Genomic DNA, 23,961 nt, shown 5'->3' with positions numbered 1-23,961 from the left:
TCGGCTGCCTGGCGTCGAACGATCGTGAGGGGCGCTCTCGGTACCGAAGGTGGGACTCGAACCCACAAGCCCTTGCGGACAGCGGATTTTGAATCCGCCGCGTCTGCCATTCCGCCACTTCGGCTCAGCGCTGCGATGTCAGCGAGCTCCTGGAACCGTAGATCACCGGGCACGATCCTGGCAACCATCAGAGCGCCTGAGAGCCTGAGAGCCAGAGCGCCTGAGCGCCCGAGAGCGGTCGCGCGGGCAGGAGGCGCGGCGAAGCCAGGAGCAGCGCCGCCGCGCCGCCGCCACGCATCGAGGCGCGGCCCGCGATCGCGGCGCGGCGCGGCGCGAGGTCACACCACGAAATCCAGCATCTGGAGGCGCGTCAGGTAGTCCTGGAGCGCGGAGGCGTACTCGTCGATCAGGAGATCGAGCTTCACCAGCGCGCCGTGATCGTCGACCGCGTCGAGGGTCCCGCTCACCGGGATCTCGCGCGCGGGCAGGACGAGCACGCCGCTCCAGTGCGCGCCCTTCGCGACGTCGCGCAGTCCGGCGAGGCGCAGCCAGCCGTCCGAGAGCTCGACGACGGGGACGAGGGCGCCGCTGTCCAGGCGGACCGAGCTCTTCAGCGTGTGCGCCGGCTCGACCATGTAGTGGGAACGCCGGTTCTTCTCGATGAGCTCCTCGAGGGTCGCGCAGATGACCTTGCTCAGCGGCGTCTCCTCGCTGTCGAGCACGAGATCGAGGAGCCGCTTCATCGCCTTCTGCGTGCGGATCAGGTTCGCGCGGGTCTCCTCGAGGCGGCGCGCGTCGCGCCGGATCTTGCCGGCCACGACGTTGAGCAGGTTGTTGTAGAAGGGGTACGCGACGTCCCCGTGGTCCTCGAAGAAGTCCTGGAGCTCGGCGGCGCCGATGCGCCAGATCTCCGAAGGCTGCGCCGTCACCGCCGTCGTCGTCCGCCGGAAGCCGGTCAGCGCGCCGAGCTCGCCGATGGGCGAGATGGGGCTCAGGCGGAAGCGCGTCTCGCCCGCGTCGAGCAGCGCGACCTCGCCCCGGACCAGGAGGAACAGGTGCGCCGGGGCGCTCCCGGCCTCGAAGAGCACGTGGCCGGACGGGACCTCCTGGCGCTGGAACGCCTTCATCAGGTCATCGAGGTGATCCTCCGTGATTCTCTCGAACAGCGGGATCGCGTGCAGGTCGGATGGGCGGACCGCCATGGGATGACACTCCTCTTCAACATGGGTCGGGCGCCGCGTCCGCGGCGTCGCGGGACACGGAGCCTTGCGGCGCGCACGAGCTCTGCGTGGACCGCGGGAGCGGCATCCTACTCCAGGTCCCGAGCCGAGGAAGAGGGATGGCCTCGCTGCGGCGAGGTGCGCGCCGAGGTGCGCGCCCGGGCGTCGTGGAGGTTTGCCCCGCTGGCAGGATCGGGTAGGTGCCGGTAACGTCGCCCGGGTGATGCCGTCCGTTCGCCAAGGGCTCCCCGCCGCGATGTGCGCCTCGCCGCCGCGCCGCTCGCTGCTGCGGCTCGCCGCCATCGGCCTCGCCCTCCTCGCCGCCTCGTGCGGCTCCGCGTCGTCCGGAGCGCCGGTCAGCGCGGAGACGGCGCCGCCGCCGAAGCCGCGCAACGCGGCCGCGATCGCGCAGTCGATCGCCGGGGGGAAGGTCTCGGTGCTCGTCTACGGCGACAGGACCCGGGGACACCCCATCATGGCGCGGCTCTCGGCGCTCGATCTGTGGGGCCCCGTGCTCACCGGCACGGGGCTCGATCCGGAGCGGGACGTCGAGCGCGCCTTCGTCACAGCGCCGCGCGCGGACGCGGCCCACGAGGCGGTGGTCGTCGTCCAGCACAGCGTGCCGCCGGACAGGCTGGCGTCCGGCCTCGACGCGCTCCTCTCGCGCAGCCAGCCGCCAGGGGCCGAGGAGAGCGGGCTCGGCGTGCCGGCGGTGCGCGTGACCATCAAGGGGCACACGCGCGTCGTGGCGACCGTGGAGCCCGACTTCCTCGTGGTCTTGCCGGTCGCGCGGGCCCGCGAGGCGCGGCGCTTCCTTGGCACGGGCGGCTTCCCCGATCCGACAGGGGACGAGGCCGCGATCGCCGCGGCGATCGACCCGGCGCGGACGCTGAAGGGACCGCGGGAGGCGCCCCGGGTGCCGCCCACCCTGAGGTCGCTCGAGGCCACGGTGACGCTGACCAAGGACGGCGGCGCCACGGTCGCGCTCGACGGCGCGAGCGAGAGCCCCGAGCTCGCCGCCCGCGACGCGGCCTTCCTCAACGAGGAGATCGAGCGCGCGACCTCGTTCCGCATCGCCATCGTGACGGTCCGCGTCGTCGACCCGATCGTCTTCTTCGCCGAGGGGGACCGCGTGAGGTCGAACCGGCGCGTGACGCCCGGGGAGCTCGACAAGCTCTTCGGCCTGCTCAGCGCCGTGCTGCCGCGGTAGGCTGCCGCCCGATGCGACTCGTCAAGATCGGAATCGCCAGCGTCAACGCGACCGTCGGCGCCGTCCGCTCGAACACCGACCGGTGCCTCTCGCTCGCGCGCGCGATGGCGCGCGACGACGTCACCCTGGCGGTCTTCCCGGAGCAGGTGATCGGCGGCTACGCGGCCGAGGATCTCGTGCAGTGGCCGGCGTTCGTCGCGAGCCAGCAGCGCGAGCTCCGCCGGTTCGCCGAGGAGACCGCGCAGCTCCGCACCGTGTTCGTCATCGGCGTGACCGTCGGCGTGGGGGGCGACCTCTTCAACGCCGGCGCCATCGTCCACGCCGGCCGGGTGCTCGCCTTCTCCCCCAAGGAGAAGCTGCCGACCTACAACATCTTCTACGAGGCGCGGACGTTCTCGCGCGGCATGCCGCTCATGGAGCTCGACGCCGACGGCGTCCTCTGCGGCGATCGCGTCTACGCCTTCGATTTCGGGACGATCGCCGTCGAGGTGTGCGAGGACATCTGGTCGCCCGACGGCCCGATGCGGCGTCGCTGCTACGCCGGCGCCGAGATCGTCTGCAACATCTCGGCGTCGCCGTTCCGCGCCGGGGTGACGAGCACCCGCCGCGAGATGATCGCGACCCGCGCCGCGGACAACCAGTGCACGGTCGCCTACGCGAACCTCGTCGGCGGCAACGACGGGCTCGTCTTCGACGGCGGCGGGTTCATCAACCAGAACGGCCGGCCGATGCTGGAGGCGCCGCGGTTCCGCGAGGGGTTCTCCGCGGCCGTCGTCGACCTCGACCGGACCACCCGCTGCCGCCGCGAGGCGAGCACCTGGCGCAGCGATCTCGAGGAGTTCCGCCGCGCCTCCGCCCGCATGGTGCAGGTCCTCCGGATCGACGGGGAGACCGCGGACCGCGCGCGCCTCGCCTACCCCGCCCCGCCGGCCGGCACGACGCCGTTCCTGCCCTCGGCGGCGCTGCCCGCGATCTCCGCGCGCGACGAGCTGCTCGACGATTTCTACGAGGCGCTCGCGCTCGGCGTCGCCGACTACTACCGCAAGATCGGCGCCTTCAAGAGCATCGGCCTCGCGCTCTCGGGCGGCCGCGACTCGCTCCTCACGCTGCTCGTCGCCTGGCGCGCGGTGCAGCTCATCCACCCGGGCCTCGAGGGCGCGGCCCTGCGCGAGCGGATGGGGGCGTCGCTCCACGCGTTCTTCATGCCCTCCCGCTACTCCAGCGACGCCACGCACCGCGCCGCCGCGCAGATCGCCGACGATCTCGGGGTGTCGTTCGCGGTCATCCCGATCGAGGACGCGTTCCCCCGGGAGCTCGAGGCCGCCCAGGCGATGGTCGGCGAGGGCGGGCAGCTCACCGAGCTCACGAAGCAGAACGTGCAGGCGCGCATCCGCGGCGGGCGCATGTGGAACTGGGCGAACACGAGCGGCGCGCTGTTCCTGCAGACGGGGAACATGAGCGAGAAGGCGCTCGGCTACACCACGGTGGGCGGCGACCTCGAGGGAGCGTTCAGCGTCATCGCCAACCTGCCGAAGACGGTGGTCATCGCGCTGCTCGAGCGCCTCTCGCAGCGCTTCCGCTTCCAGGGCATCCAGCAGACGCTCGCCACCACCGCCGGGCCGGAGCTCGCCGAGAACCAGTCGGGCGAGGCCGAGCTCATGCCGTTCGAGGTCCTCGACGCGTGCCTCCACCTCTACGGCGCCGAGAAGCTCGCCGCCGACGAGGTCGCGGCGGCGCTCCCGAGCCTGTTCCCCGACAAGGACCCCGCCGCGCTGCGGGCCTGGGCCGAGAAGTTCGCGACGCTGTTCTCGAGATCGATCTTCAAGTGGGTGCAGTCGCCGATCGCGATCCACCTCGGCTCGCTCGATCTCGACCGCGAGCGCGCGCTGCAGCTGCCCGTGGTGCAGCGGACCGAGTGGAAGGGCGGCTGAGCCCGCTCCGAGGGCGCGGCCGCCGCCCTGCGCCGCGCGATCGGCGCTTCGATCCGCGGCGCGCCGGCGGGCAGCGCGTCAGTTGGCGGCCTTCTCGACGGAGGCCGAGGGCCCCTGCCTGCCGTCCTTCCCGTCCCTCGCGGCGATCTCGATCCCGTCGTGGCCGGCGGCCATGCCAGGAGCCACGGGCGTCACGGCGGGGCGGATCGAGCCGTCCGCCGAGAAGCGCTCGAGATCCTCGGTGACGCGGCGGAGATAGGCCTGCTTGATGTGGAACGGCAGGAAGGCGCTCTTGAAGCCGGCCACGATGGTCGCCTTGATCTCCTTCAGCCCGAACCCCATCTTCGTGTGGCAGTGCCAGAGCTCGTGGGACACCGTCGTGTCGGTGACGAGCCGGTTGTCGGTGTTGACGGTCACGCGCAGGCCGAGGCTCTGGTAGAGCTTGAGCGGGTGCGAGGCGAGGTCCCGCACGGCGCCGGTCTGCACGTTCGACGACGGGCAGCACTCGAGCGGGATGCGGTGATCGTTGATGTAGTGGAGCAGGTCGCCGTCCTCGCGCAGGCGGCAGCCGTGGCCGATCCGGTGCGCGCCGCAGACGTGGAGCGCCTGCGCGATCGACTCGGGGCCGTACGCCTCGCCGGCGTGGATGGTGCAGTTGATGTTGTTCTGCCGCACGAGCTGGAACGCGGCCTTGTGGTGCTTCGCCGGGTGGTCGTACTCGGCGCCGGCCAGGTCGAACCCGACGACGCCGCGGCCCTTGTACGCCACCGCGAGCTCCGCCATCTCCAGCGACGACTCCGACGAGATGTTGCGGATGCCGCAGACGATGACGTTGCTCTCGATGCCCAGCGCGTCGCGCGCCGTCCTGAGCCCGGAGAGCACCGCCTCGACAACGCTCGTGAGCCGCAGGCCGAGGCGGGTGTGCAGCATCGGCGAGTAGCGGACCTCCATGTAGCGCACGTTCTCGCGCGCGGCGTCCTCCGCGAGCTCGTAGGCGACGCGGTGGAGGGCCTCCTCGGTCTGCAGGACGCGCAGCGTGATGTCGAACGCCTTGAGGTACTCGACGAGCGAGCCGCAGTTCTGGCCCAGGTTCATCACCCTGCGCAGCTCCGCCGGCTCGTACGTGGGGAGCTCGACGTGGTGGGCGCGGGCGAGCTCGATGATCGTCTCGAGGCGCAGCGAGCCGTCGAGGTGGACGTGCAGATCGGTCTTGGGTAGTTGCCGGAAGAACTCCAGGGGGAGCTTGCCGGCTAGCTCGGGATGATCACTCATGAGCTATTCTGTCACCCGGCGACCGGCCGCGAAAGGCAGCGCGGGGCGCGACGTCGCTCACGATCGCTCTGGCGAGGACGACGAGGGCGCGGCGCCCCCCTCGTCCGCCGCGCCGCGCGAGCGATCCCTTCCGGCCGCGACCACGGCGACGGCGGCCACGCCGAAGAGGGCGACGAAGAGCCACGGGAGCGGCAAGCTCATGTCGTCCCCGGCGGCCTCACGGCGCAGCGCATCGCGGATCCGCTCGGGGTTGTACGCCACAACGAGCCGCCGGCCGACGTAGGTCGTCGGGAGCCCGCGCGCCTCCATCCGCCCATACAGCGCGACGTCCGCGTCGATGGCGGCCTGGGTCTCGGGCGCGGCGAGGCAGGCCGCGAGCTCCGCGGCGGAGAGGCCGAGCGGCGAGAGGACGGAGGCGACGCGCTCGTCCGTGAGCTTGCTGGGCGACGCGCTGTAGAGCAGCGCCGCGGCCTTCTCGCGCTTGTCCTCGGGCGTGCAGACGTAGGCCTTCGCGGCGGGGAGCGCGCCGGGGTGGATCGGGAGCGGCACCATCTTGCGCACGTGGCGCACCCTGTCGCCGTAGGGTTCCTCGATCTTGGTCAGCTCGGGGTGCAGCCTGCGGCAGAAGGGACACTCGAAGTCGGTGAAGGCCACGATCGTGATCTTGCCCGGCTCCTGCAGCGCCGCGAGCTCCGGCGGGAGCGGCGGAATGACCGGGTGGCTGCCCCACAGGAACGGCAATCCGATCGCGGCCGCGGCGGCCGCGCCCCACACCGTGACGCCCAGCGGCCCGCCCTGGGCAGCGCGCTCGAACGCCCCGGCCGGCATGCGCCGCGCCTGCCGCGCGACGAGGGCAGACGTGATCGCGGCGGCGAAGGCCGCGAGATCGACCGCGATGCACCACGCGCAGAACGCGCCGATCACGAAGCTCTGGAGCCCGAGGAGCACCACGGCGGCGAGGCCGCCGACGGCCGAGGCGGCCGCGATCGCGGCGTGGTGCCAGCGCGCCCGCGCGAGCAACGAGGCGGTGAGGAGCGCGGTGAAGGCGGCGAGGCCGAGGTTCGGCAGCGGGACGCCGAGGAAGCGGCTGTACGGCGAGATCCTGACGGCGAAGCACCCCGACGTGACGCCGCAGAACGCCGGATCACCCGCGTTCTGGTACTCGACGACGAGCGCCGCGCTCGCCGCGATGGCGACGAAGAGCGCGAGCCGGAAGAGCGTGACGAAGAACCGGGCGCGCCCAGCCTGCCGCTCGCTCGAGGACGGCGACGCAGGCGCCTCTGGGCTCGCCTGAGAGGCCTCCGCGCGCCCAGGCCGTCCGTCGTGTCCTTCGCGTCCTTCACGCCGGTCGCCGGCCGGACGCACCGCGAAGACGTTGCCCCTGCCGGCGAGGGCGACGAGGAGCACCAGCGCGAGGAGCAGGGCGATCGAGTTCAGCAGCATCGGTCGTTGCGGGTGCGTTGCAGGTGGAAGAGGGGTGGGTTCGAGGCATACCGGACCCGGGCGGAGACAGCCAGCGCGAGGAGACTCGTGCTAGTCGAGTTTCATGCGTTCTTCATCTCGCGGAGATCCTCCGACGACCGGCTCCGGCGCGCGCCGCCGGGAGGCCGTCGTCGACCTGCTGTCCTCGTTCAAGCGCGCCCTGCACGCGAACGAGATCGCCGAGCGCCTCGGGGTCGAGCCGGGCCGCTACGCGAAGCTGCAGCGGCTGCTCGAGGAGCTGTCGCTGGAGGGCAGCATCGTGGCGCTCCCCGGGCAGCGCTTCCGCACGAGCCAGAAGCAGGTCGAGGCGCGCGGCGCCGAGCGCGAGGGGACGCTGACGGTGCACCCGCGCGGCTTCGGCTTCGTGGCGCTCGGAGGGGCGGCCGAGGACGTCTACATCTCGCCCGAGGCGATTGGCGGCGCGCTCCACGGCGACACCGTCCTCGTGCGCATCTCGACCCGCTCGCGGCGCGGCGTGGAGGGGGAGATCGTCCGGGTCGTCAAGCGGCGCCACGCGCGCGTGGCGGGCGTGCTGCGGCGGCGCGGCAGGAGCGCGTGGCTCGAGCCGGACGACGGGCGCGTCCGCGGGCCGATCGTGATCGTGCCGCGCGAGCCGGGCGGGCCGCTCGTTCCGCCCGACGCGGAGGACGGCGCCGCGGCGGTCGTGTCGATCGCCCGCTTCCCGGATCTGGCCGACGAGAACCCGGAGGGCGTGCTCGAGGCCGTGCTGGGGACGCCCGGCGACCCGAACGTGGAGGTCGCCAAGATCCTGGTGCGCGAGGGGATCGAGGAGGAGCACGCGCCCGAGGCGATCGCCGAGGCGGAGGCGTTCGGGGGCGAGGTGCCGGCCGAGGCGCTCGAGGGGCGCACGGACCTCACCCACCTGCCCATGCCGACGATCGACCCGGAGGACGCGCGCGACCACGACGACGCGGTGTGGGTGATCCGCGAGGAAGACGGCTCGTACCGCGCCTGGATCGCGATCGCCGACGTCTCGCACTACGTGCGGCCGGGCACGGCGCTCGACCAGGCGGCGCTCGGCCGGGGCAACTCGGTCTACCTGCCCGATCGCGCGATCCCGATGCTGCCGCGGGCGCTCTCGTCGAACCTGTGCTCGCTGCTGCCGGGCGTGATCCGCCTCTGCCTGTGCGTCGAGGTCGAGCTCGACGCGACGGCGACGGTGCGGCGGGCCCGCGTCATCGAGGGGTACATCCGCTCGATCGCCAAGCTCACCTACCCCGGCGTGGCGCGCGCGCTCGGCTTCACCCCCGAGCCGCCGCGCAGCCCCGAGGCCGAGGCGCTCAGGAACGACCTTCAGGTGATGTGGGACCTCGCCCGGCTGCTCCGCGGCAGGCGCATGCGGCGGGGCGCGCTCGACCTCGACCTGCCCGAGGCGAAGGTGGTGCTCGACCCGGAGACGGGCGCGCCCGTCGACGTGCAGAAGCGCAGCCACGACCCCGGCGTGGCGAAGGCCTACCAGCTCATCGAGGAGATGATGCTCCTCGCGAACGAGACGTGCGCGCAGTTCGTCGTCGACCAGGGCATCCCCACGGTCTTCCGGTACCACGCGCCCCCGGACCAGGCGAAGCTCGAGCGCTTCGCGACGATGTGCGGCGAGCTCGGGCTCGCGTTCGACCCCGAGGACGCGGCCGACCCCAAGCGGCTGTCGGTGTTCCTGAAGAAGCTCGACGCGCACCCGCAGAAGCAGGTGCTGCACATGCTGCTGCTCCGCGCGATGAAGCAGGCGGTGTACGACGTCGCGAACGTGGGCCACTTCGGGCTCGCCTCGAGCGCGTACCTGCACTTCACCTCGCCCATCCGGCGGTACCCGGACATCACGGCGCACAGGGCCATCCGCGCGGTGCTGCGCGGCGAGCGCGTCGACAGGAGCGAGGCGGCCACCGAGCGGCTGCGCGAGGCGGCCATCACCGCGTCGGAGCGCGAGCGAAAGGCGATGGAGGTGGAGCGCGAGGTGGTCGACCTGCACCGCGCGCTGCTCATGCGCTCCCGGCTCGGCGACACCTTCGAGGGCACCGTCACGGGCATCGTGGGAGGGGGCGTCTACGTCAACATCGAGGATCCCTTCGTCGACGTGCTCGTCCGCATGGAGTCGCTCGGCCCGGATCAGTACGAGATCGACGACGAGGGGCTGCGCGTCATCGGCCGCCGCTCGGGGGACCGGATCGCGATCGGCGACGCGATGCTCGTGCAGATCGAGGACGTGGCCATCCTCCGGCGCGCCGTCTATGGCCGGCGCCTCGCCGGCGAGCCGGCGGCGGACGAGGCGAAGCCGCGCCGGCTGCGGCGCGACGCGGCGGACGCACGGCCCCCCCGTCGTGTCAAGATCAGCAAGAGCACGAGGCCCCTGAAGGGCGTTAAGACCAGCAAGCGCACCAAGGGCGGCAAGAGCGCCAAGGTGCGAAAGAAGCAGCGGTAGCAGCCCGCCCGAGGGCTCGATTCCCTGCAGGCTTTGCGCTCGAACGCACGAGCGCGCAGCGCCTTCCCAGCCACGCTCGTTCTCGCGGACAACCGCGCGAAACCTCGTCGAAATCGTCGAGATGCCCCGGCCCGCTCATAAAGAGGGAGGGTTCCTGCATTTTCCTTGCGCCCAGAAAACCACTATGTTCTCAACTAACTCATTCTAGGAGAGAGGTAACCAATGCCCAAGCCGACGTATCCCGCCTACAACGCTGGTGACTTCCTGGTCGATTACGAGGAGAAGGTCTTCGAAGACGTCAAGGCGAAGCCGGGAGAGAAGGCGCTGGTTACCTTTCACACGGTGGCCTTCGAAGGGTCCATCGGCCTCGTCAACGTGCTGACGGCGATCCGCCTGCAACGTAAGGGGTTTGAGACATCCATCCTGCTCTATGGGCCGGGCGTCACGCTGGGGCTCCAGCGCGGCTTCCCCAAGCTCGGCAGCGAGGCGTTCTCCGGGCACCTCGCGGTGAACCAGCAGATCGGCCGGTTCATGGAGGAGGGCGGCAAGGTGTACGCCTGCCGGTTCGCGCTGCAGGCGCTCTACGGCCACGGCGAGCACGCGCTGATCCCGGGCATCAAGCCCATCAGCCCGCTCGACGTGCTCGACATCCAGCTGATCCACCGCCGGGAGAACGCGTTCATGGTCCACTCCTGGACGCTCTGATCCGGGCGCGGTCCATGGAGTTCAACCGCAAAGTCCGGGCGGCCGCGGTGCAGGCCAGTCCCGTCCTCGGCAGCCGGGACGGGACGACCGAGCGGGTCGTCGCCGCGATCGCCAGGGCCGCGAAGGAGGGCGCCGAGCTGTGCGTCTTCCCCGAGGCGTTCGTCCCGTATTACCCGTACTTCTCCTTCGTGCTCCCGCCGCCCGCCATGGGGAAGGAGCACATGCGCCTTTACGACGAGGCGGTCACCGTCCCCGGCCCGGTGACGCGGGCCGTGGCGGCCGCCGCGCGCGCGCACGGGGTGGTCGTGGTGCTCGGCGTGAACGAGCGCGATCACGGGACGCTCTACAACGCGCAGCTCGTCTTCGACAGCGACGGCTCCCTGGTGCTCCACCGGCGCAAGATCACGCCGACCTACCATGAGCGCATGATCTGGGGGCAGGGCGACGGCTCGGGGCTCAGGACCGTGGACACCGCGGCCGGGAGGCTCGGGGCGCTGGCCTGCTGGGAGCACTACAACCCGCTCGCGCGGTTCGCGCTCATCGCGCAGCACGAGCAGATCCATTGCAGCCAGTTCCCCGGCTCCCTCGTCGGGCCCATCTTCGCCGAGCAGATGGAGGTGACGATCCGGCACCACGCGCTGGAGTCGGGCTGCTTCGTGGTGAACGCCACGGCCTTCCTGACGCCGGAGCAGGTCCGGGAGGTCGCTCCGAACGAGCAGATCCAGGGCGTGCTGCGCGGCGGGTGCATGACGGCGATCGTGACGCCCGAGGGCGTGCACGCGTGCCCGCCCGTGACCGACGGCGAGGGGATGGCCGTCGCCGAGCTCGATTTCGCCCTGATCACGAAGCGAAAGCGGATGATGGATGCGGCGGGGCACTACGCCCGGCCCGACTTGCTGCGGCTTTGGATGGATACGGCGGAGCGCTCGATAACGCTCGGCGCGGGCAGCCCCAAGGCCTCCTCCCTTGCCCCTGCGGCGGTGGACCATGGATACCCAGACGCTGATCACCGAGCTCCAGTCGTTCGGCCTGAGGCTGGCTGAAGCCCCCGAGGGCGCCCCCGAGGCGGGCGCCGCGCCCCCGCCGGAGCGCGCCTCCGGCGAGGGCGACGGCGGCCGCGCGGCGTGGACCTCGCGGCGCGGCGGCGCGGGGCCGACCCAGCACGTCGCGGCGACGCTGCGCGGGGCCACGGTGATGATCCCGATCCACACCGACCAGGCGGCGGCGTCGCCGTTCGTCGCGCGGCTCGGGCGCGACGGCGCGGGGACGGTGGAGCGGGACGGCCAGGCGCTCGCGCCCATCGCCCTCGTGAAGACGCCGCGCTTCTACGCCCTCTCGACGAAGGACGGCATCCCCTACCCCAAGATCGCGCTGCTGCACGGGGCGGACGTCCTCGCCTCGACGGTGCTCCAGACGTGCATCCGGTACACGGAGCGCGAGAAGGCCTGCACGTTCTGCGCGATCGGGCAGTCGCTCGCGGCGGGGCGCACCACCGCGAAGAAGACGCCGGAGCAGCTCGGCGAGGTCGCCGAGGCGGCGGCGCGGCTCGACGGGGTGCGGCACGTGACGCTGACGACGGGCACGCCGCGCTCGGCGGATCGCGGCGCGGCGCACCTCGCCGACTGCGCGCGCGGCATCAAGGCGCGCGTCGATCTGCCGGTGCAGGCGCAGTGCGAGCCGCCCGACGATTTCGCCTGGTTCGAGCGGATGCGCGCCGCCGGCGTCGACAGCCTGGGCATGCACCTCGAGGCGGTCGAGGACGAGGTGCGCGCGGCCGCGATGCCGGGCAAGGCCGAGGTGAGCGTGGCCCGCTACTTCGAGGCGTTCGAGGCGGCCGTGCGCGTGTTCGGGCGCGGCCAGGTGTCGACCTACCTCATCGCCGGGCTCGGCGACTCCCTGGCGTCGCTGCTCGACGCGAGCGAGCGGCTCATCGCGCTGGGGGTCTATCCGTTCCTCGTCCCGCTCGTGCCCATCCCCGGGACGCCCGGGGCCGATCGCGCGCCGCCCTCGGGGGACTTCATGCGGGCGCTCTACGAGCACATCGGCCCGCTGCTCGCGCGGGCGGGGCTGCGCTCGACCGACGTGAAGGCGGGCTGCGCCCGCTGCGGCGCCTGCTCGGGGCTCTCGGGCTTCGAGGCAGAAGGCCGGCCCGCGGCGCGGCCAGGACCCGGCGCGGCATGGACACCAACCTCGGAGAGCTCCGATGACGCCACGTTACAGCTTCGAGCTTGTGCAGAGCAGGGACACGTACCTCGAGTACCTCCGCTTGCGCCGGGCCATCTTCTGCGACGAGCAAGGGCTGTTTAAGACCACCGACGAGGACGACTGGGACGCCTCCGCGTTCCCCATCGCCGCCCTGGAGCACGGGGCGCCCGGGGGCCCGCGGCTCGTCGGCGCCGTGCGCATCTACGAGGCGGAGCCCGGCCTCTGGTACGGCGGCCGGCTCGGCGTCGAGCGCGCCCACCGCAAGCAGGGCGTGGTCGGCCGCGGCCTCGTCCACAAGGCGGTCACCACCGCCCACGGCTGGGGGTGCCACCGGTTCCTCGCGCTCGTCCAGGCGGCCAACGTCCCGTTCTTCGAGGGCATCCACTGGCGCTCCCTCGAGGAGCGAGCGCACCGCGAGCGGCCGCACCACCTGATGGAGGCCGACCTCGACAGCTACCCGCCGAGCGACGAGCCGCGCCCGCCGCCCGGGCAGAGGTTCCGCTGATGCTCGGCGGCGTCGCGGCCGAGCTGCGCGGCGCGATCGGCGTCCTCGCGAAGCGGGACGTGCAGATCCCGGCGCGGCACCTGTCCGGCGCGCCGGGCGCGGCCGGCTCCGTCCAGCGACCCGCGGCGCTCGGCGACGACTGCGCGGCCATCCCCGACGGAGACGGCTACCTGCTCCTCGCCGCCGAGGGGATCTGGCCCGCGTTCCTCGAAGGGGACCCGCGGTTCGCCGGCTACAGCGCCGTGATGGTCAACGTCAGCGACGTCTACGCGATGGGCGGCCGCCCCATCGCCGTTGTCGACGTCGTCTGGGGGACCTCGGCCGGCGCGCTGGAGCCGGTCTTGGAGGGCATGGTCGCCGCGTCGCGCGCCTACGGCGTGCCGATCGTTGGAGGGCATACGAGCGCGCGCGGCCCCTACAACGCCCTCGCCGTGGCCATCGCGGGCCGGGCGCGGCGGCTCATCACGAGCTTCGCGGCGCGCCCCGGCGACGTGCTCGTCGCGGCGATCGATCTGCGCGGCGCGATGCACGCGGAGCACCCGTTCTGGAACGCCTCGACGGGCGCGGATCCGGCGCGGCTCCGCGGCGACCTCGAGGTCCTGCCCGCCCTCGCCGAGGCGGGCCTGTGCGACGCGGGCAAGGACATCAGCATGGGCGGCGTCGTTGGGACGCTGCTCATGCTCCTGGAGACGTCCGGCGCCGGCGCGGTGCTCGATCTGGAGGCCGTCCCGCGGCCGCGCGACGTCCCGCTCGCGCGCTGGCTGCTCGCGTTCCCGAGCTACGGCTTCCTGCTCAGCGTGCGCCCCGGGGTCGCCGGCGACGTGCTCTCGGCGTTCGCGCGGCGGGGCATCGCGAGCGCGGCGGTCGGCGCCGTCGACGGCTCGCGGCGGCTCACCCTCCAGGCCGCCGGCGAGCGACACACGCTCTGGGACCTCTCCGCGGAGCCGCTCACCGGGCTCGCGCGCGAGGGCGCGCGATGAGCGCCCGCACCCCAGCCGGCGCGATGAGCGCCGGCGCCACGAAAGCCTCCGGCGCGCCGCTCTCTGTCGCGCTCCTCACCTACTCGACCAAGCCGCGCGGCGGCGTCGTGCACACGGTCGAGCTCGCGGAGGCGCTCCACGACCTCGGCGTCTCGGTCTGCATCTACGCGCTGAACAAGGACCAGGGCGGCTTCTACCGCGCGCCGCGCTGCCCCTCGGTCCTCGTGCCCGCCGCGCCCCCGCCGGCGGGGATCGACGCTGTCGTGAAGCAGCGCATCGCGGAGTTCGAGGACGGGCTGCGCCGCCTCGGGGCGCGGCACGACGTCTGGCACTCCCAGGATTGCATCAGCGCCAACGCGCTCGCGGCGCTGCGCGCCGAGGGGCGCGTCCCCCACTTCCTCCGGACGGTGCACCACCTCGACGACTACGACAGCCCGTACCTGCGCGCCTGCCAGGACCGCTCCGTGCGCGAGGCCGACGCGTGCCTCGTGGTCAGCGAGGCGTGGAGGAAGGCGCTCCGGGCCGAGCACGGCGTCGACGCGGCGATCGTCCCGAACGGCGTGAGCCTGCGCCGCTACACGGCCACGCCCGACGAGCGGGACGCGGCGCTGCGCGCGCGCCTCGGCGCCACCGGATCGCCGCTCTACGTGACCGTGGGCGGCGTCGAGCCGCGCAAGAACTCGATCGGCCTGCTCAAGGCGTTCCTGTCGGTGCGGAAGCGGCTACCCGGAGCCCAGCTCATCATCGCCGGCGGAGAGACGCTGTTCGACTACGAGCCTTACCAGCGCGAGTTCGAGGCGATCGCGCGCGAAGGCGGCGTATGGCCCTCGCCCGCGGGCGCGTCGCCGCCGCCGCTCGTCCTCGCGGGCGTGCTCCCCGACGCGCTGATCCCGCCCCTCTACCGGCTGGCCGACGCGTTCGTCTTTCCGTCCGTCCGCGAGGGGTTCGGGCTCGTCCTGCTGGAGGCGATGGCCTCGGGGGCGCCGGTGGTGAGCTCTGCGCAACCTCCCTTCACCGAGTTCCTCGCCGACGGCGAGAGCGCGCTGCTCGTCGATCCCTCGAGAACAGACGATCTCGCCGGCGCGATGGAGGCTATCCTGGACGAGGGCGTGAGGCGGCGCCTCCGCGCCGCGGGGATCGAGACCGCGGCCCGGTACACGTGGGATCGATCGGCCCGCATCGCGGCCGGCGTGTACCGCGAGTTCCTTGGATCCCGTCAAACGTAGGACAAGCGAGCGACGTATGCCGGAGATGCGCTTCGTTATCGAGTGGCCGAGCGGCGAGCAGCAGGTCTGTTACTCTCCGTCGCTCGTCGTGAAGGAGCACCTTGACGTCGGGGAGAGCTACGAGCTCGACGACTTCGTGTCGCGTTGCCGGACGGCGCTCGATATCGCGAGCGAGCGGGTCTTCAAGAAATATGGGTTCCCCTGCAGCCTGGCGCGGGCCGAGGCGGCGCGCATCGCGAGCGCGGCCGCGCGGTTCCACGGCCGGAGCGGGGCCAAGGTCCGGGTCCTCAGGTTCGTCGAGTGACGGAGTCCTCAGGTTCGTCGAGTGACGGAAGGAGCAGGAGATGGTGACGAAGTCGAAGATGGAGCGCCTCCTCAGCGAGCGCCAGTTCCTCGTTTCCGCCGAGCTGACGCCCCCGCGTCACTACGATCTGGAGAAGTTGCTGAAGCACGCCCGAAACATGGCGGGCTGTGTGGATGTGGTGCAGATCAACGATCACCTGCTCTCGCAGGCGCGCTGCGCCAACATGGTAGTCGGCCATTTCGTGAAGCAGGAGGGGCTCGAGCCGGTGCTCCAGTTCTCGCTCCGCCACAAGAACAAGATCGCCCTCCAGGGCGACCTGCTCGGGATGGCGGCGCTCGGGCTCTCGAACATCATCGTCCTCGGCGGCTACCCGTGCGCCATCGGCTCCGATCCCGACGCGAAGGAGGTGAGCGACGTCGACAGCTACGCGGCGATCGAGCTGACCCGCCGGCTGACGCGCGAGGGGAAGCTCTTCAACGGAGACGTCGTCTCGCCGGCGCCCTACTTCCACGTCGGGACCATCGATTTCCCGTGCGCGGAGCAGGCGATCGCCGGGGCGATGGACCGGCTCGCCGCGAAGATCGACGCGGGCGCGAGCTTCATCCAGGTGCAGGCGGTGTTCGAGCTCGCGTCGATGCGCCGCTGGATGGCCGCGGTGGTGGAGCGCGGGCTGCACGAGCGGGCGCACTTCATCGCGGCGATCTTCCCGTTCGCGGGCGTGGATCGGCTGAGCTTCCTGCAGAAGGTGCCGGGCCTCGTGGTCCCCGATCACCTGATCGAGCGCGTCCGCCTGAGCGGCGACGCGGAGGGGGAGAGCTACCGGATCACGCTGGAGCTCATCCGCGGGCTCCGCGACATCCCCGGGCTCTCGGGCATCCACATGCGGTCCATCGGCGCGGAGGACTGGGTGCCCCGGCTGGTCGACGAGGCAGGGCTCCGGCGGGCGGCATGAGTCTCTAGCGCGGGGCTCCGCGCGCCGGACGGGGGCCGGTGCCTGGTGCCTGGTGACGGGGCGCTTCGGGCGGCGCGCTCAGGCCTTGCGGGCGATCCAGAGCAGCGCGAGGCCGTTCATCCGGCGCTCGCGGCGGTCGACCTGGAGCCCTGCGCCGCCGAGCTCGCCGCCGAGCTTGTCCTCGGTGTGGCGGTAGGTGACCTCCGCCGCGTCGGCCCACGCCAGCATCGCGTGGGCCGTCGACGGGTTGTACCGGTGGCCGCGCAGGTAGCCGGCCATCGCGGCGCGGCTCATCGTGGCCGCGGGCTCGAGCAGCGCCAGGCGGCCGCCCGGGCGGAGGACGCGCGCCGCCTCGGCCAGCACCGGGCCCGGCTCGGGCAGGTGCAGGAGCAGGTTCGACGCGGTCACCACGTCGAACGAGGCGTCGGGGAACGGCAGCCGCGTCGCCAGCGCCTCCCGGAACGTCACGTTGTCCAGGCCGAGCGCCTTCGCCCGCTGCGCGGCGCGCTCCACCATCGCCGCCGTCGCGTCGATCCCGATCGACTCGTGGCAGCGGCGACCCATCTCGCGCGTCAGGCGGCCCGTGCCGCAGCCGAGGTCGAGGCACCGCTCCTCGACGCCCGGATCGACCAGCGTGACGAGCTCGTCGATGAGCGTCGCATAAGGGCCCTCCGCCTGCATGCGATCGAAGAAGTCGACGAGCTCGTGGAACGGGGTCGCCTGCTCTCGCGCCGCGTAGCGATCGCGCCACCGCCAGACGTCGTCGAGGGCCTGGTACGTACCCCGGTAATACAGGAGCGGCGCGCCCGCCTCCCCCCGGCCCGACGCGAGCACGCGACCGACGTAGATGATGTGATCACCCCCCTCGTACGTGTGCTCCACCTTGCAGTCGATGAAGGCCAGCACATCCTTGAGGATCGGGCTGCCCGACTCGGCCACGTGAGCCTCGGTGAGCACCGCCTGCCGATCGATGTCCGTGCCCTTGCCGGCGAACAGGTCCGAGAACTCCCGCTGCTGCTCCCGCAGGATGTTCACCGCGAAGACCCCGGACGCCGCGATGGCCGCGCTCGTGCGCGACCGCCTGTCCGCGCAGAACAGCACGAGCGGCGGGTCGAGCGAGACCGCGCTGAACGAGTTCACCGTCATCGCCTGCGGCGTGCCGTCCTGCACCGTGGTCACGAGCGTGACCCCGGTCGCAAACTGGCCCAGCACCTTCCGGAACTCCGCGGGATCGAAGAGCATGGGGCATAGTACGCGCTCGGCGCCCACCAGGGATCCAGGATCTGCGCGGCGCGCGGCGCCAGCACGCGCGCCGCGCACCGCGATGCGCGCGTCATGCAGCGGCGCCGCGCGGAAGATCACGCGCCGCGCAGCGCGCGCACTGCGGAGCTCACTCGGCGTCGCGCCGCGCCAGGTCCGGCGCGAAGGCCGGTATGCAGAGCGCGAAGTACTCGCTCTCCTCGTCGAACGGGTTGCTGTAGCGGACGCGCTGATCGGGCTCCGTCCAGAGGGCCTGGCCGGCCGAGACGTCGACCGTCTCGCCCGCGATCTCGGCGCGCACACGGCCGCGGATCACGAGCGTCAGCTCGCCGAACGAAGGCGTCTGCGCCGGCTCGCTCCAGCCCGGCGGGGCCACCATGTGCGCCAGGCTGAACCCCTCCGTGCCGGTGTTCACGCGGCCGAAGATCTCCTCGATGAGCTTGCCGCCAGGGACGGGGATCCGGGCCCTGGAGGTGACGAGACGGTAGGGATGCGCCATGGGGTACCTCGCGATCACATCGCGCGCGTCCGATCATCGGACACGCGGTAGAGCTGCATGAGCAGGTGACGGCCGCCGTACGGCTGCAGGTAGCGGATCGCGCCCGCCTTGCTCGCCCAGAAGCGATGGTAGCGCCGCGCCGGCACGGCGATGAGATCGCCCGCGCCGACCCAGATCCGCAGCCAATCGTCGTTCGTGCAGCGGATGTCGTAACAGCCCTGTCCCTCCACGAAGAGCCGCACCTCGTCGCCCAGGTGGCAGTGCTCATCCGCCTCTCTGGCGCTCTCCGCCTCGTCGCGCGGCTTGCTCCCGTCGCGGCGGACATCCTCGTGGTCCGTCCACCCGCGGTCCGCGACAACGCGCTGCAAGGCGAGCTCGGCTGCGCCCGGGTCGAACGCGCCGCACCGGATCCCTTCCGCCTCAAGCTCCGCCTCGGTGGCCTCGCCCTCGCCGTCAGCTCTCATTCGGATCGCACGCATGCGCACCCCTCCGGACTGCGCTCATCGAACCCTGCGCGCGCGCGACGTCAAGACGCTAAGAGCGCCCCAGCAGCCACAACAGGCCAGCAATGCTGAGCGCCAGCACACCGAGCGCGAGCAGGGCAATGAGCGCCTCTGTGAAGCCCCATCCACTTCCCTGCGCCGCGCGAGACACCGGAGCCGCTTCAGCGGGCTGCGCGAGCGGCGAACTCGTGCTCACCGAGGCAGGCGGAGGCGTCGGCGTGGAATGCGCTGCCTTCGGCTCCTCGATCGAAGGCGGCTCGAACACCGCGTCTGGACGGAGCGGCTCACACGGGCTGCGCTCGATCTCCGCGAGCGCCTCGGCGGCCGGGTGCTCGAAGATGAGCCGATCGCCCGAGATCGCGAGCACCTGTCCAGGACGCCAGATCGTATCGAACTGAGGCACCGGAGCGCCGTCGAGCGAAGCGCCCGAGCGCGATCCGAGATCTTGAACCGAGAATTGATCGCCCCTGCGGGTAATGGCCAGATGACGGCGAGAGACGTCCGGGTCGTCGAGGACGAGATCGGTGTCCTTGGCGCGCCCGAGGATGTAGGGCCGCGCCGCCTCCTCGATCCGCAGCGCGCGGCCGCTGTCGGGGCCCTCGACGACGACCACGCGCGGCGCCGGATCCTCCCCTTGCGCCGCGAGGCCGCGCGCGACGAGCTCGAGGGCGAGCTCCTTGGCGGCGGCCGCCGGGGCGGCCTTCGCGACCGCCGGCTCGATCCGGAGCAGGAGCCACACGCGCCCGATGCGGATGCGGTCGCCGCTCTTCAGGGGCATCGCCGTGCGCAGGGCGATGCGCGTCTTGCCGAGGAACGTGCCGTTCTCGCTGCCCTCGTCGAGGAGCAGGTACGTGGCGCCCCGCTGCCGGATCGACGCGTGCCGGGGGCTCACGCTCGTGTCGGGGAGGCGCACCTCGCAGCCCTCCGCGCGCCCGATGATGACGCGGGGCGCGTCCAGCGTCAGGGAGAGCTCGCCGCCGTCCGCCTTCCCCGCCCCGTCGGGCGCGAGCACCACGATCGTCAACGCCATCGATGCTGCCTGCGCGCGAGGGGGCGGCTCGGCCTCAAATCGCCGCCGTACGGCGCATCCGCTCGGTGGCGCTGAGGAGCTGGCGCACCGCCTGGTCCTGCTGCCGCGCCGCCTCCTCGATGCGCTTGCCGGCCTCGACGAGCTGCTCGCCGCCGCGCGTCTGGCTGCGGTGCGAGATGTTGAGGCTGTTGACCCCGTGCGAGATCTGCTCGATCGCGCTCGTGATCTGGCGGCCGCCGCGCGCCTGCTCCTGGCTCGACCGCTCCACGTGCTGCGTGATGGTCCGCATCTTCTCGGCGCTCTTCATGATGAGCTCCGAGCCGCGCGCCTGCTCCGCCGTGGCGGCGGCGATCTGCTGCACCGTCTCGGCGATGCGCCCGATCGCGTCCGTGACCTGCTTCGACCCCTTGGCCTGCTCGACCGTGGCGCGGGCGATCGCGCGCACCATGTTGGTCGACTTCTGCGAGCTCTCGAGGATCTTCTTGAGGGCCCGCTCGGCCTCGTTCGAGACCTCGACGCCGCGGTCGACGTTGTGGGCGCCGCGCTCGACGGCGGCGATCGCGTTCTTCGACTCGGACTGGATGGTCTTGATGAGCTCGGCGATCTCCTTCGTGCTGCCGCCGGCGCGCTCGGCGAGGTCCTTGATCTCGTCGGCGACGACGGCGAAGCCCTTGCCGTGCTCGCCGGCCTGGGCCGCGATGATCGCGGCGTTCAGGGCGAGGAGGTTCGTCTGCTCGGCGACGTCGTCGATGACGGCGAGGATCTGCCCGATCGCCTCGATGCGGAAGCCGAGGTTCGAGATGACCGCCACGGCCTCCTGGCTCGACTCCTTGATGCGGTAGATCTCGCCGATCGTCTTCAGGATCGCCTCGGCGCCCTTCTCGGCGTCGGTCGCCACCTCCTCCGAGAGCCGGGCCGTCTCGTTCGCGTTCGACTGGACCTGGTCGATCGAGACGTCCATCTGGTTCATCGAGGAGCTCGTCTCCTCGGCCGTCAGCGCCAGGGCGTCGACGTTCTTCGCGACCTCGCGGATGGAGTAGGCCATCTCCTCGATCGAGGAGACCGTCTCGCGCACGCTCGACCCGAGCTCGCCGACGTTCTCGGCGACCTCCTCGTTCGTGGCCGTCATCTCGAGGATGCTCGAGCTCGACTCCTCCGCGCTCGACGCGAGCGACTCGACCGACTGCGCGATGTTGGCGAGGGCGGTCGTCATCTCGCGGATGTACACGGTCGCCTGCTCGCTCGCGTGCATGACGCTGCTCACGCCGTCGCTGAGCTTGGGCAAGAGCTCGTCGAGGAGCACGGTGGCCTGCGCCAGCTCCGAGCGGCGCTGCTTGTCGCGCAGCTCCGCCTGGGTGATCCGCTCCGCGATGCCGCTGAGCTCCGAGTAGAGGCGCGACAGCTCGGGCGACGAGCCCGGCGGGACGCGCACCCGCTCGCCGGCGGTGGCGCGGAGCACGGCGTCCACGAGCGCGTCGACGTCGATGTCGGGGCCGCGCTGCGCGAGATCGTTCACCTTGCGGGTGAGCGTCGAGCACTCCCGCTCGAGGGTGTCGCGCTCCTTCGCGAGCCCGTCGCGCTCCCGGCTCAGGTTGTCCCGCTCCCGCTCGAGGGTGTCGCGCTCCTTCGCGATGCCGTCGCGGTCCCGGCTCAGGCCGTCGCGCTCCCTCGCGAGCTTGTCGCGCTCCTCGGCGAGCGCGTGGCGCTCCTCCGCGAGCTCGAGCTGGCGGCCGGCGATGTCGGCGATCTGCTCGTAGGTCTCGGCGACGTCGGCGGGGGCGCCCTCGGGGAGCTTGGGCCGCTTGCCCCGGGCGGCGCCGCGGAGCGCGTCGCGCAGGCCTCCCAGGGGGACGCCGCCCTTGGCTCCGAGGCTCGCGTACAGCACCGCCCCCGCCGCGGAGAAGCCGAAGACCATGAACAGCTGGCCCGAGAACTCCGCCAGCGACCTCGACGCGAAGCTCAGCCCGAGGCCGATGAGCGCGAGGATGGCGGCGATGGGGATGGAGAGCTGCTTGGCGTTCATTTCGTGCGTTCCAGCGCGGTCGAGCTGCGGCGCGCGCTGGCCGGCGCGCCAAGGGCGACCCCGAAGGACGACCGAGCGTAAGAGGCGAGTGCCCCCCGGTGCAAGGAGAGCGCGCGGCAGAGGCGCGGCAAGCTGCGGCGAGCTACCGCGGGCAGGCGAGCCGCGAACCGAGATCTCCTGGGCAGAGGCGCAGGGGACGGGCCCGCGCGGTTGGGGGAAACGCGATGAACTTGGACGATCTCGACCCGATGGCGTATGCACGGAGGTTGCGGCGGAGGAGGAGCCCGCCGCGGGGGCTCGGCACCGGCGCCGATTCCTCTAGGTTCGACCGCACCGACCCTGAACACCGCCGCGGACCGCGGCGGCCGCCCGGCCGTACCGGCGGCCGTCCGGCCGGGCGGGCGTGGCCGTCCCGCCATGTCCCTCGCCGCTCGCCTCCTGCTCGCCTTCGGGCTCGTCGCGATCATCGCGACGGCGTTCGTCGGGCTGACCCTCCGCGAGGCGTCGCGCGAGATCATCGAGGGCGGCTTCGCCGAGCGGATCGACGCGGCGCATGCAGGCGTCCGGCAGCAGCTCGCGTGGGAGGCCGACGCGCTGCGCGACCTCCTGCCGCCGCTCTGCCGGCACGACACGTTCGTCGACAAGGCCCATGTCGAGCTGGAGCGCGCCAAGGGCGACCCGGACGCGATGGACCCGGGGAGCCGCATCGCCCTCGCGCGGCTGGTCCCGAGCCAGGCCAAGGCGCTGCGCCTCGACGAGCTGTCGCTCGTGGCGGGCGACGGGAGCGTCCTCGGGGCCGAGGACGCCGCGCGCACCGGCGCGCGCGACAGGCGGCTCGCGGAGCTGATCCAGGCCCCCGGGGGCGCGCCGCGGCTCCGGCTGGCGAAGGCGGGCGGCGAGCCGTCGCTGGAGGTCCACTGCGCCCTGTCGCGCCACGGGGTGACCATCGGCCTCGTGGGGGCGCGGCGGATCGGTCCGGTCCTCGCGCGGATCGGCGAGGCGTACCATGTGCGCCTCACGGCGGCGCAGGAGGGGGAGCTCGCCCCTCGGAGCAGCGAGGCGGAGGTCGTGCGCGTCCTGCATTTTGCCGAGATCCCGGGCCTTGACGTCGTCGCGTCCGTCCCGCGCGATCCGCTGAGGCAGGCGCTCGTCCGGCTCGATCGCGCGATCGCGCTGACGGGCGCCACGGTGCTGGCGATCGCCGTCGCGATGGCCGTCGTGCTGGCGCGCAGCCTGTCGCGGCCGCTCGTGGCGCTGGCCCGCGAGACGCGCGAGGTGATGAGCGGCGCGCCGCGGCGCGTGGAGGGGCGCGGGGGGCGGGAGATCGCGGATCTCGCGGCGGCGTTCAGCGCGACCATCGACGAGCTCGCGGCGATGCGCAAGCGCCTGGCCGCGACCGAGCGCATCGCCGCGCGGCGCGAGGTCGCGCGCCAGATCGCCCACGAGATCAAGAACCCGCTGGCGCCCATCCGCGCGGCGGTGGAGACGCTGCGCCGGCTCCGTCAGCGCGACGACCCGGCGTTCGACGACTACTTCGCGGAGGCGACGTCGACGGTCCTGAACGAGGTGCACCGGATCGCGAACATCGTGACCGAGTTCACCCGGTTCGCGCGCCTGCCGCCGCCGAACCTCACGCCCATCGATCTCGTCGCGGTCGCGCGCGGGGTGGTCACGCTGCACGCCGCCCCGGCGTCGGGCGAGGCGACCTCCGGCGCGGGGTTGTCCTCCACCTCCGGTGCGTCGTCGCCGCGCGTCGAGCTCGTGGCGGATCCGATCCCGGAGGTCTCGGCCGATCGCGATCAGCTGATCCAGGTCCTCACGAACCTGGTCCAGAACGGGCTGGACGCCGCGAGCGCCATCCGGCGCGACCCGCGCGTCTCGGTGACGATCGGCCCGTTGCCGAACGACCGCGTGCGGATCGTGGTGCGCGACAACGGCCCGGGCGTGGCGGACGAAATGGTGCCGCGCCTGTTCGAGCCCTACGCGACCAGCAAGGAGAAGGGGACGGGTCTAGGCCTCGCGATCGCGCAGCGGATCGTGTTCGAGCACGGCGGTGAGATCACCTACCGCAAGGCCAAGAAGGGGGGTGCTGTCTTCGAGATCTGGCTACCCATCGCGGGCCCCCCTCTCCTGGAGAAGCCGCTGGGCGACACCACGGTGCGCCCGCGCCCCCCCGACGCGCCGCGCTCGTGAACGATCGCGCTCTCGCGCGGCACG

At 72.3% G+C, this 23,961-nt stretch carries 20 protein-coding genes and 1 tRNA gene; 12 read left to right on the top strand and 9 right to left on the bottom strand.

The genetic code is table 11. The features are described 5' to 3' along the window. Positions 1-41 precede the first annotated feature (41 nt). Positions 42-124: transfer RNA gene (locus WMF44_RS48095), tRNA-Leu, on the bottom strand. A gap of 214 nt (positions 125-338) precedes the next feature. Next, the gene (locus tag WMF44_RS48090) at positions 339-1,202 is read right to left on the bottom strand and encodes a Crp/Fnr family transcriptional regulator (RefSeq protein ID WP_437296769.1); all 864 of its coding nucleotides are present in this window, start codon (positions 1,200-1,202) and stop codon (positions 339-341) included. Between the two features lie 241 nt (positions 1,203-1,443). Between WMF44_RS48090 and WMF44_RS48085 the strand changes: the two genes are divergently transcribed. Beyond that, positions 1,444-2,430: a hypothetical protein gene (locus WMF44_RS48085; RefSeq protein ID WP_437296768.1), complete on the top strand. Its 987-nt coding sequence runs from the start codon at positions 1,444-1,446 to the stop codon at positions 2,428-2,430. Between the two features lie 11 nt (positions 2,431-2,441). Further along, positions 2,442-4,361 (top strand): NAD(+) synthase, encoded by a 1,920-nt coding sequence (gene nadE / locus WMF44_RS48080; protein ID WP_437296767.1) that lies wholly within the window; start codon positions 2,442-2,444, stop codon positions 4,359-4,361. Positions 4,362-4,439: 78 nt separating this feature from the next. On the opposite strand, the gene add is transcribed toward nadE, so the two are convergent. Next, a complete protein-coding gene (gene add / locus WMF44_RS48075) occupies positions 4,440-5,633 on the bottom strand; it encodes an adenosine deaminase (RefSeq protein ID WP_437296766.1) in 1,194 nt (397 codons plus the stop codon). Positions 5,634-5,690: 57 nt separating this feature from the next. Further along, the gene (locus tag WMF44_RS48070) at positions 5,691-7,076 is read right to left on the bottom strand and encodes a vitamin K epoxide reductase family protein (protein WP_437296765.1); all 1,386 of its coding nucleotides are present in this window, start codon (positions 7,074-7,076) and stop codon (positions 5,691-5,693) included. 103 nt (positions 7,077-7,179) lie between these two features. On the opposite strand from WMF44_RS48070, the gene rnr reads away from it, so the two are divergent. The 9 genes from rnr (at position 7,180) to WMF44_RS48025 (ending at position 16,429) form a co-directional block, all read left to right on the top strand. Further along, on the top strand, positions 7,180-9,552 hold the full coding sequence (gene rnr / locus WMF44_RS48065) for a ribonuclease R (protein ID WP_437296764.1): 2,373 nt from the start codon (positions 7,180-7,182) through the stop codon (positions 9,550-9,552). 222 nt (positions 9,553-9,774) lie between these two features. Beyond that, positions 9,775-10,257, top strand: a complete 483-nt coding sequence (locus WMF44_RS48060) for an MSMEG_0572/Sll0783 family nitrogen starvation response protein (RefSeq protein ID WP_020742060.1) — start codon at positions 9,775-9,777, stop codon at positions 10,255-10,257. 14 nt (positions 10,258-10,271) lie between these two features. Continuing rightward, on the top strand, positions 10,272-11,300 hold the full coding sequence (locus WMF44_RS48055; RefSeq protein WP_012241613.1) for a Nit6803 family nitrilase: 1,029 nt from the start codon (positions 10,272-10,274) through the stop codon (positions 11,298-11,300). Next, complete coding sequence (locus WMF44_RS48050; RefSeq protein WP_437296763.1) at positions 11,245-12,564, top strand: MSMEG_0568 family radical SAM protein; 1,320 nt, start codon at positions 11,245-11,247, stop codon at positions 12,562-12,564. Before WMF44_RS48055 ends, WMF44_RS48050 begins: the two co-directional genes overlap by 56 nt. After that, positions 12,461-12,967 carry an MSMEG_0567/Sll0786 family nitrogen starvation N-acetyltransferase gene (locus tag WMF44_RS48045; RefSeq protein ID WP_437296762.1) on the top strand — a complete coding sequence of 169 codons (507 nt, stop codon included), beginning with the start codon at positions 12,461-12,463 and terminating at the stop codon, positions 12,965-12,967. Before WMF44_RS48050 ends, WMF44_RS48045 begins: the two co-directional genes overlap by 104 nt. Next, positions 12,967-13,947 (top strand): sll0787 family AIR synthase-like protein, encoded by a 981-nt coding sequence (locus WMF44_RS48040; protein ID WP_437296761.1) that lies wholly within the window; start codon positions 12,967-12,969, stop codon positions 13,945-13,947. Before WMF44_RS48045 ends, WMF44_RS48040 begins: the two co-directional genes overlap by 1 nt. Continuing rightward, the gene (locus tag WMF44_RS48035; RefSeq protein ID WP_437296760.1) at positions 13,944-15,173 is read left to right on the top strand and encodes an MSMEG_0565 family glycosyltransferase; all 1,230 of its coding nucleotides are present in this window, start codon (positions 13,944-13,946) and stop codon (positions 15,171-15,173) included. Before WMF44_RS48040 ends, WMF44_RS48035 begins: the two co-directional genes overlap by 4 nt. A gap of 16 nt (positions 15,174-15,189) precedes the next feature. After that, the gene (locus WMF44_RS48030) at positions 15,190-15,477 is read left to right on the top strand and encodes an MSMEG_0570 family nitrogen starvation response protein (RefSeq protein ID WP_437296759.1); all 288 of its coding nucleotides are present in this window, start codon (positions 15,190-15,192) and stop codon (positions 15,475-15,477) included. A 40-nt stretch (positions 15,478-15,517) separates the two neighbouring features. Next, entirely contained in the window at positions 15,518-16,429 is a 912-nt protein-coding gene (locus tag WMF44_RS48025; protein WP_437296758.1) for a methylenetetrahydrofolate reductase, read from the top strand. Positions 16,430-16,507: 78 nt separating this feature from the next. Here WMF44_RS48025 and WMF44_RS48020 read toward each other — a convergent pair whose 3' ends face one another. From WMF44_RS48020 to WMF44_RS48000, 5 genes are all read right to left on the bottom strand, one after another. Further along, positions 16,508-17,671 (bottom strand): flavin reductase, encoded by a 1,164-nt coding sequence (locus WMF44_RS48020; RefSeq protein ID WP_437296757.1) that lies wholly within the window; start codon positions 17,669-17,671, stop codon positions 16,508-16,510. Positions 17,672-17,819: 148 nt separating this feature from the next. Further along, the gene (locus WMF44_RS48015) at positions 17,820-18,188 is read right to left on the bottom strand and encodes a cupin domain-containing protein (protein ID WP_437296756.1); all 369 of its coding nucleotides are present in this window, start codon (positions 18,186-18,188) and stop codon (positions 17,820-17,822) included. Between the two features lie 14 nt (positions 18,189-18,202). Beyond that, positions 18,203-18,667, bottom strand: a complete 465-nt coding sequence (locus tag WMF44_RS48010) for a hypothetical protein (protein WP_437296755.1) — start codon at positions 18,665-18,667, stop codon at positions 18,203-18,205. Between the two features lie 55 nt (positions 18,668-18,722). Beyond that, positions 18,723-19,721, bottom strand: a complete 999-nt coding sequence (locus tag WMF44_RS48005; RefSeq protein ID WP_437296754.1) for an FHA domain-containing protein — start codon at positions 19,719-19,721, stop codon at positions 18,723-18,725. 34 nt (positions 19,722-19,755) lie between these two features. Beyond that, on the bottom strand, positions 19,756-21,744 hold the full coding sequence (locus WMF44_RS48000) for a methyl-accepting chemotaxis protein (RefSeq protein WP_437296753.1): 1,989 nt from the start codon (positions 21,742-21,744) through the stop codon (positions 19,756-19,758). 417 nt (positions 21,745-22,161) lie between these two features. Here WMF44_RS48000 and WMF44_RS47995 point away from each other — a divergent pair, with 417 nt between their 5' ends. Next, positions 22,162-23,937, top strand: a complete 1,776-nt coding sequence (locus WMF44_RS47995; RefSeq protein ID WP_437296752.1) for an ATP-binding protein — start codon at positions 22,162-22,164, stop codon at positions 23,935-23,937. Positions 23,938-23,961 lie beyond the last annotated feature (24 nt).

It is taken from the genome of Sorangium sp. So ce426, from assembly GCF_051475585.1.
GTDB classification, from domain to species: domain Bacteria; phylum Myxococcota_A; class Polyangia; order Polyangiales; family Polyangiaceae; genus Sorangium; species Sorangium cellulosum_B.
The sequence above is the reverse complement of the archived record's forward strand: the minus strand, read 5'-3'. Positions and strand labels throughout refer to the sequence as shown.

Bases quoted from the DNA above. Each gene is read 5' to 3' on its own strand.
- WMF44_RS48090 (WP_437296769.1), bottom strand. From the start codon at position 1,202: ATGGCGGTCCGCCCATCCGACCTGCACGCGATCCCGCTGTTCGAGAGA.
- WMF44_RS48085 (WP_437296768.1), top strand. From the start codon at position 1,444: ATGCCGTCCGTTCGCCAAGGGCTCCCCGCCGCGATGTGCGCCTCGCCG.
- nadE (WP_437296767.1), top strand. From the start codon at position 2,442: ATGCGACTCGTCAAGATCGGAATCGCCAGCGTCAACGCGACCGTCGGC.
- add (WP_437296766.1), bottom strand. From the start codon at position 5,633: ATGAGTGATCATCCCGAGCTAGCCGGCAAGCTCCCCCTGGAGTTCTTC.
- WMF44_RS48070 (WP_437296765.1), bottom strand. From the start codon at position 7,076: ATGCTGCTGAACTCGATCGCCCTGCTCCTCGCGCTGGTGCTCCTCGTC.
- rnr (WP_437296764.1), top strand. From the start codon at position 7,180: ATGCGTTCTTCATCTCGCGGAGATCCTCCGACGACCGGCTCCGGCGCG.
- WMF44_RS48060 (WP_020742060.1), top strand. From the start codon at position 9,775: ATGCCCAAGCCGACGTATCCCGCCTACAACGCTGGTGACTTCCTGGTC.
- WMF44_RS48055 (WP_012241613.1), top strand. From the start codon at position 10,272: ATGGAGTTCAACCGCAAAGTCCGGGCGGCCGCGGTGCAGGCCAGTCCC.
- WMF44_RS48050 (WP_437296763.1), top strand. From the start codon at position 11,245: ATGGATACCCAGACGCTGATCACCGAGCTCCAGTCGTTCGGCCTGAGG.
- WMF44_RS48045 (WP_437296762.1), top strand. From the start codon at position 12,461: ATGACGCCACGTTACAGCTTCGAGCTTGTGCAGAGCAGGGACACGTAC.
- WMF44_RS48040 (WP_437296761.1), top strand. From the start codon at position 12,967: ATGCTCGGCGGCGTCGCGGCCGAGCTGCGCGGCGCGATCGGCGTCCTC.
- WMF44_RS48035 (WP_437296760.1), top strand. From the start codon at position 13,944: ATGAGCGCCCGCACCCCAGCCGGCGCGATGAGCGCCGGCGCCACGAAA.
- WMF44_RS48030 (WP_437296759.1), top strand. From the start codon at position 15,190: ATGCCGGAGATGCGCTTCGTTATCGAGTGGCCGAGCGGCGAGCAGCAG.
- WMF44_RS48025 (WP_437296758.1), top strand. From the start codon at position 15,518: ATGGTGACGAAGTCGAAGATGGAGCGCCTCCTCAGCGAGCGCCAGTTC.
- WMF44_RS48020 (WP_437296757.1), bottom strand. From the start codon at position 17,671: ATGCTCTTCGATCCCGCGGAGTTCCGGAAGGTGCTGGGCCAGTTTGCG.
- WMF44_RS48015 (WP_437296756.1), bottom strand. From the start codon at position 18,188: ATGGCGCATCCCTACCGTCTCGTCACCTCCAGGGCCCGGATCCCCGTC.
- WMF44_RS48010 (WP_437296755.1), bottom strand. From the start codon at position 18,667: ATGCGTGCGATCCGAATGAGAGCTGACGGCGAGGGCGAGGCCACCGAG.
- WMF44_RS48005 (WP_437296754.1), bottom strand. From the start codon at position 19,721: ATGGCGTTGACGATCGTGGTGCTCGCGCCCGACGGGGCGGGGAAGGCG.
- WMF44_RS48000 (WP_437296753.1), bottom strand. From the start codon at position 21,744: ATGAACGCCAAGCAGCTCTCCATCCCCATCGCCGCCATCCTCGCGCTC.
- WMF44_RS47995 (WP_437296752.1), top strand. From the start codon at position 22,162: ATGTCCCTCGCCGCTCGCCTCCTGCTCGCCTTCGGGCTCGTCGCGATC.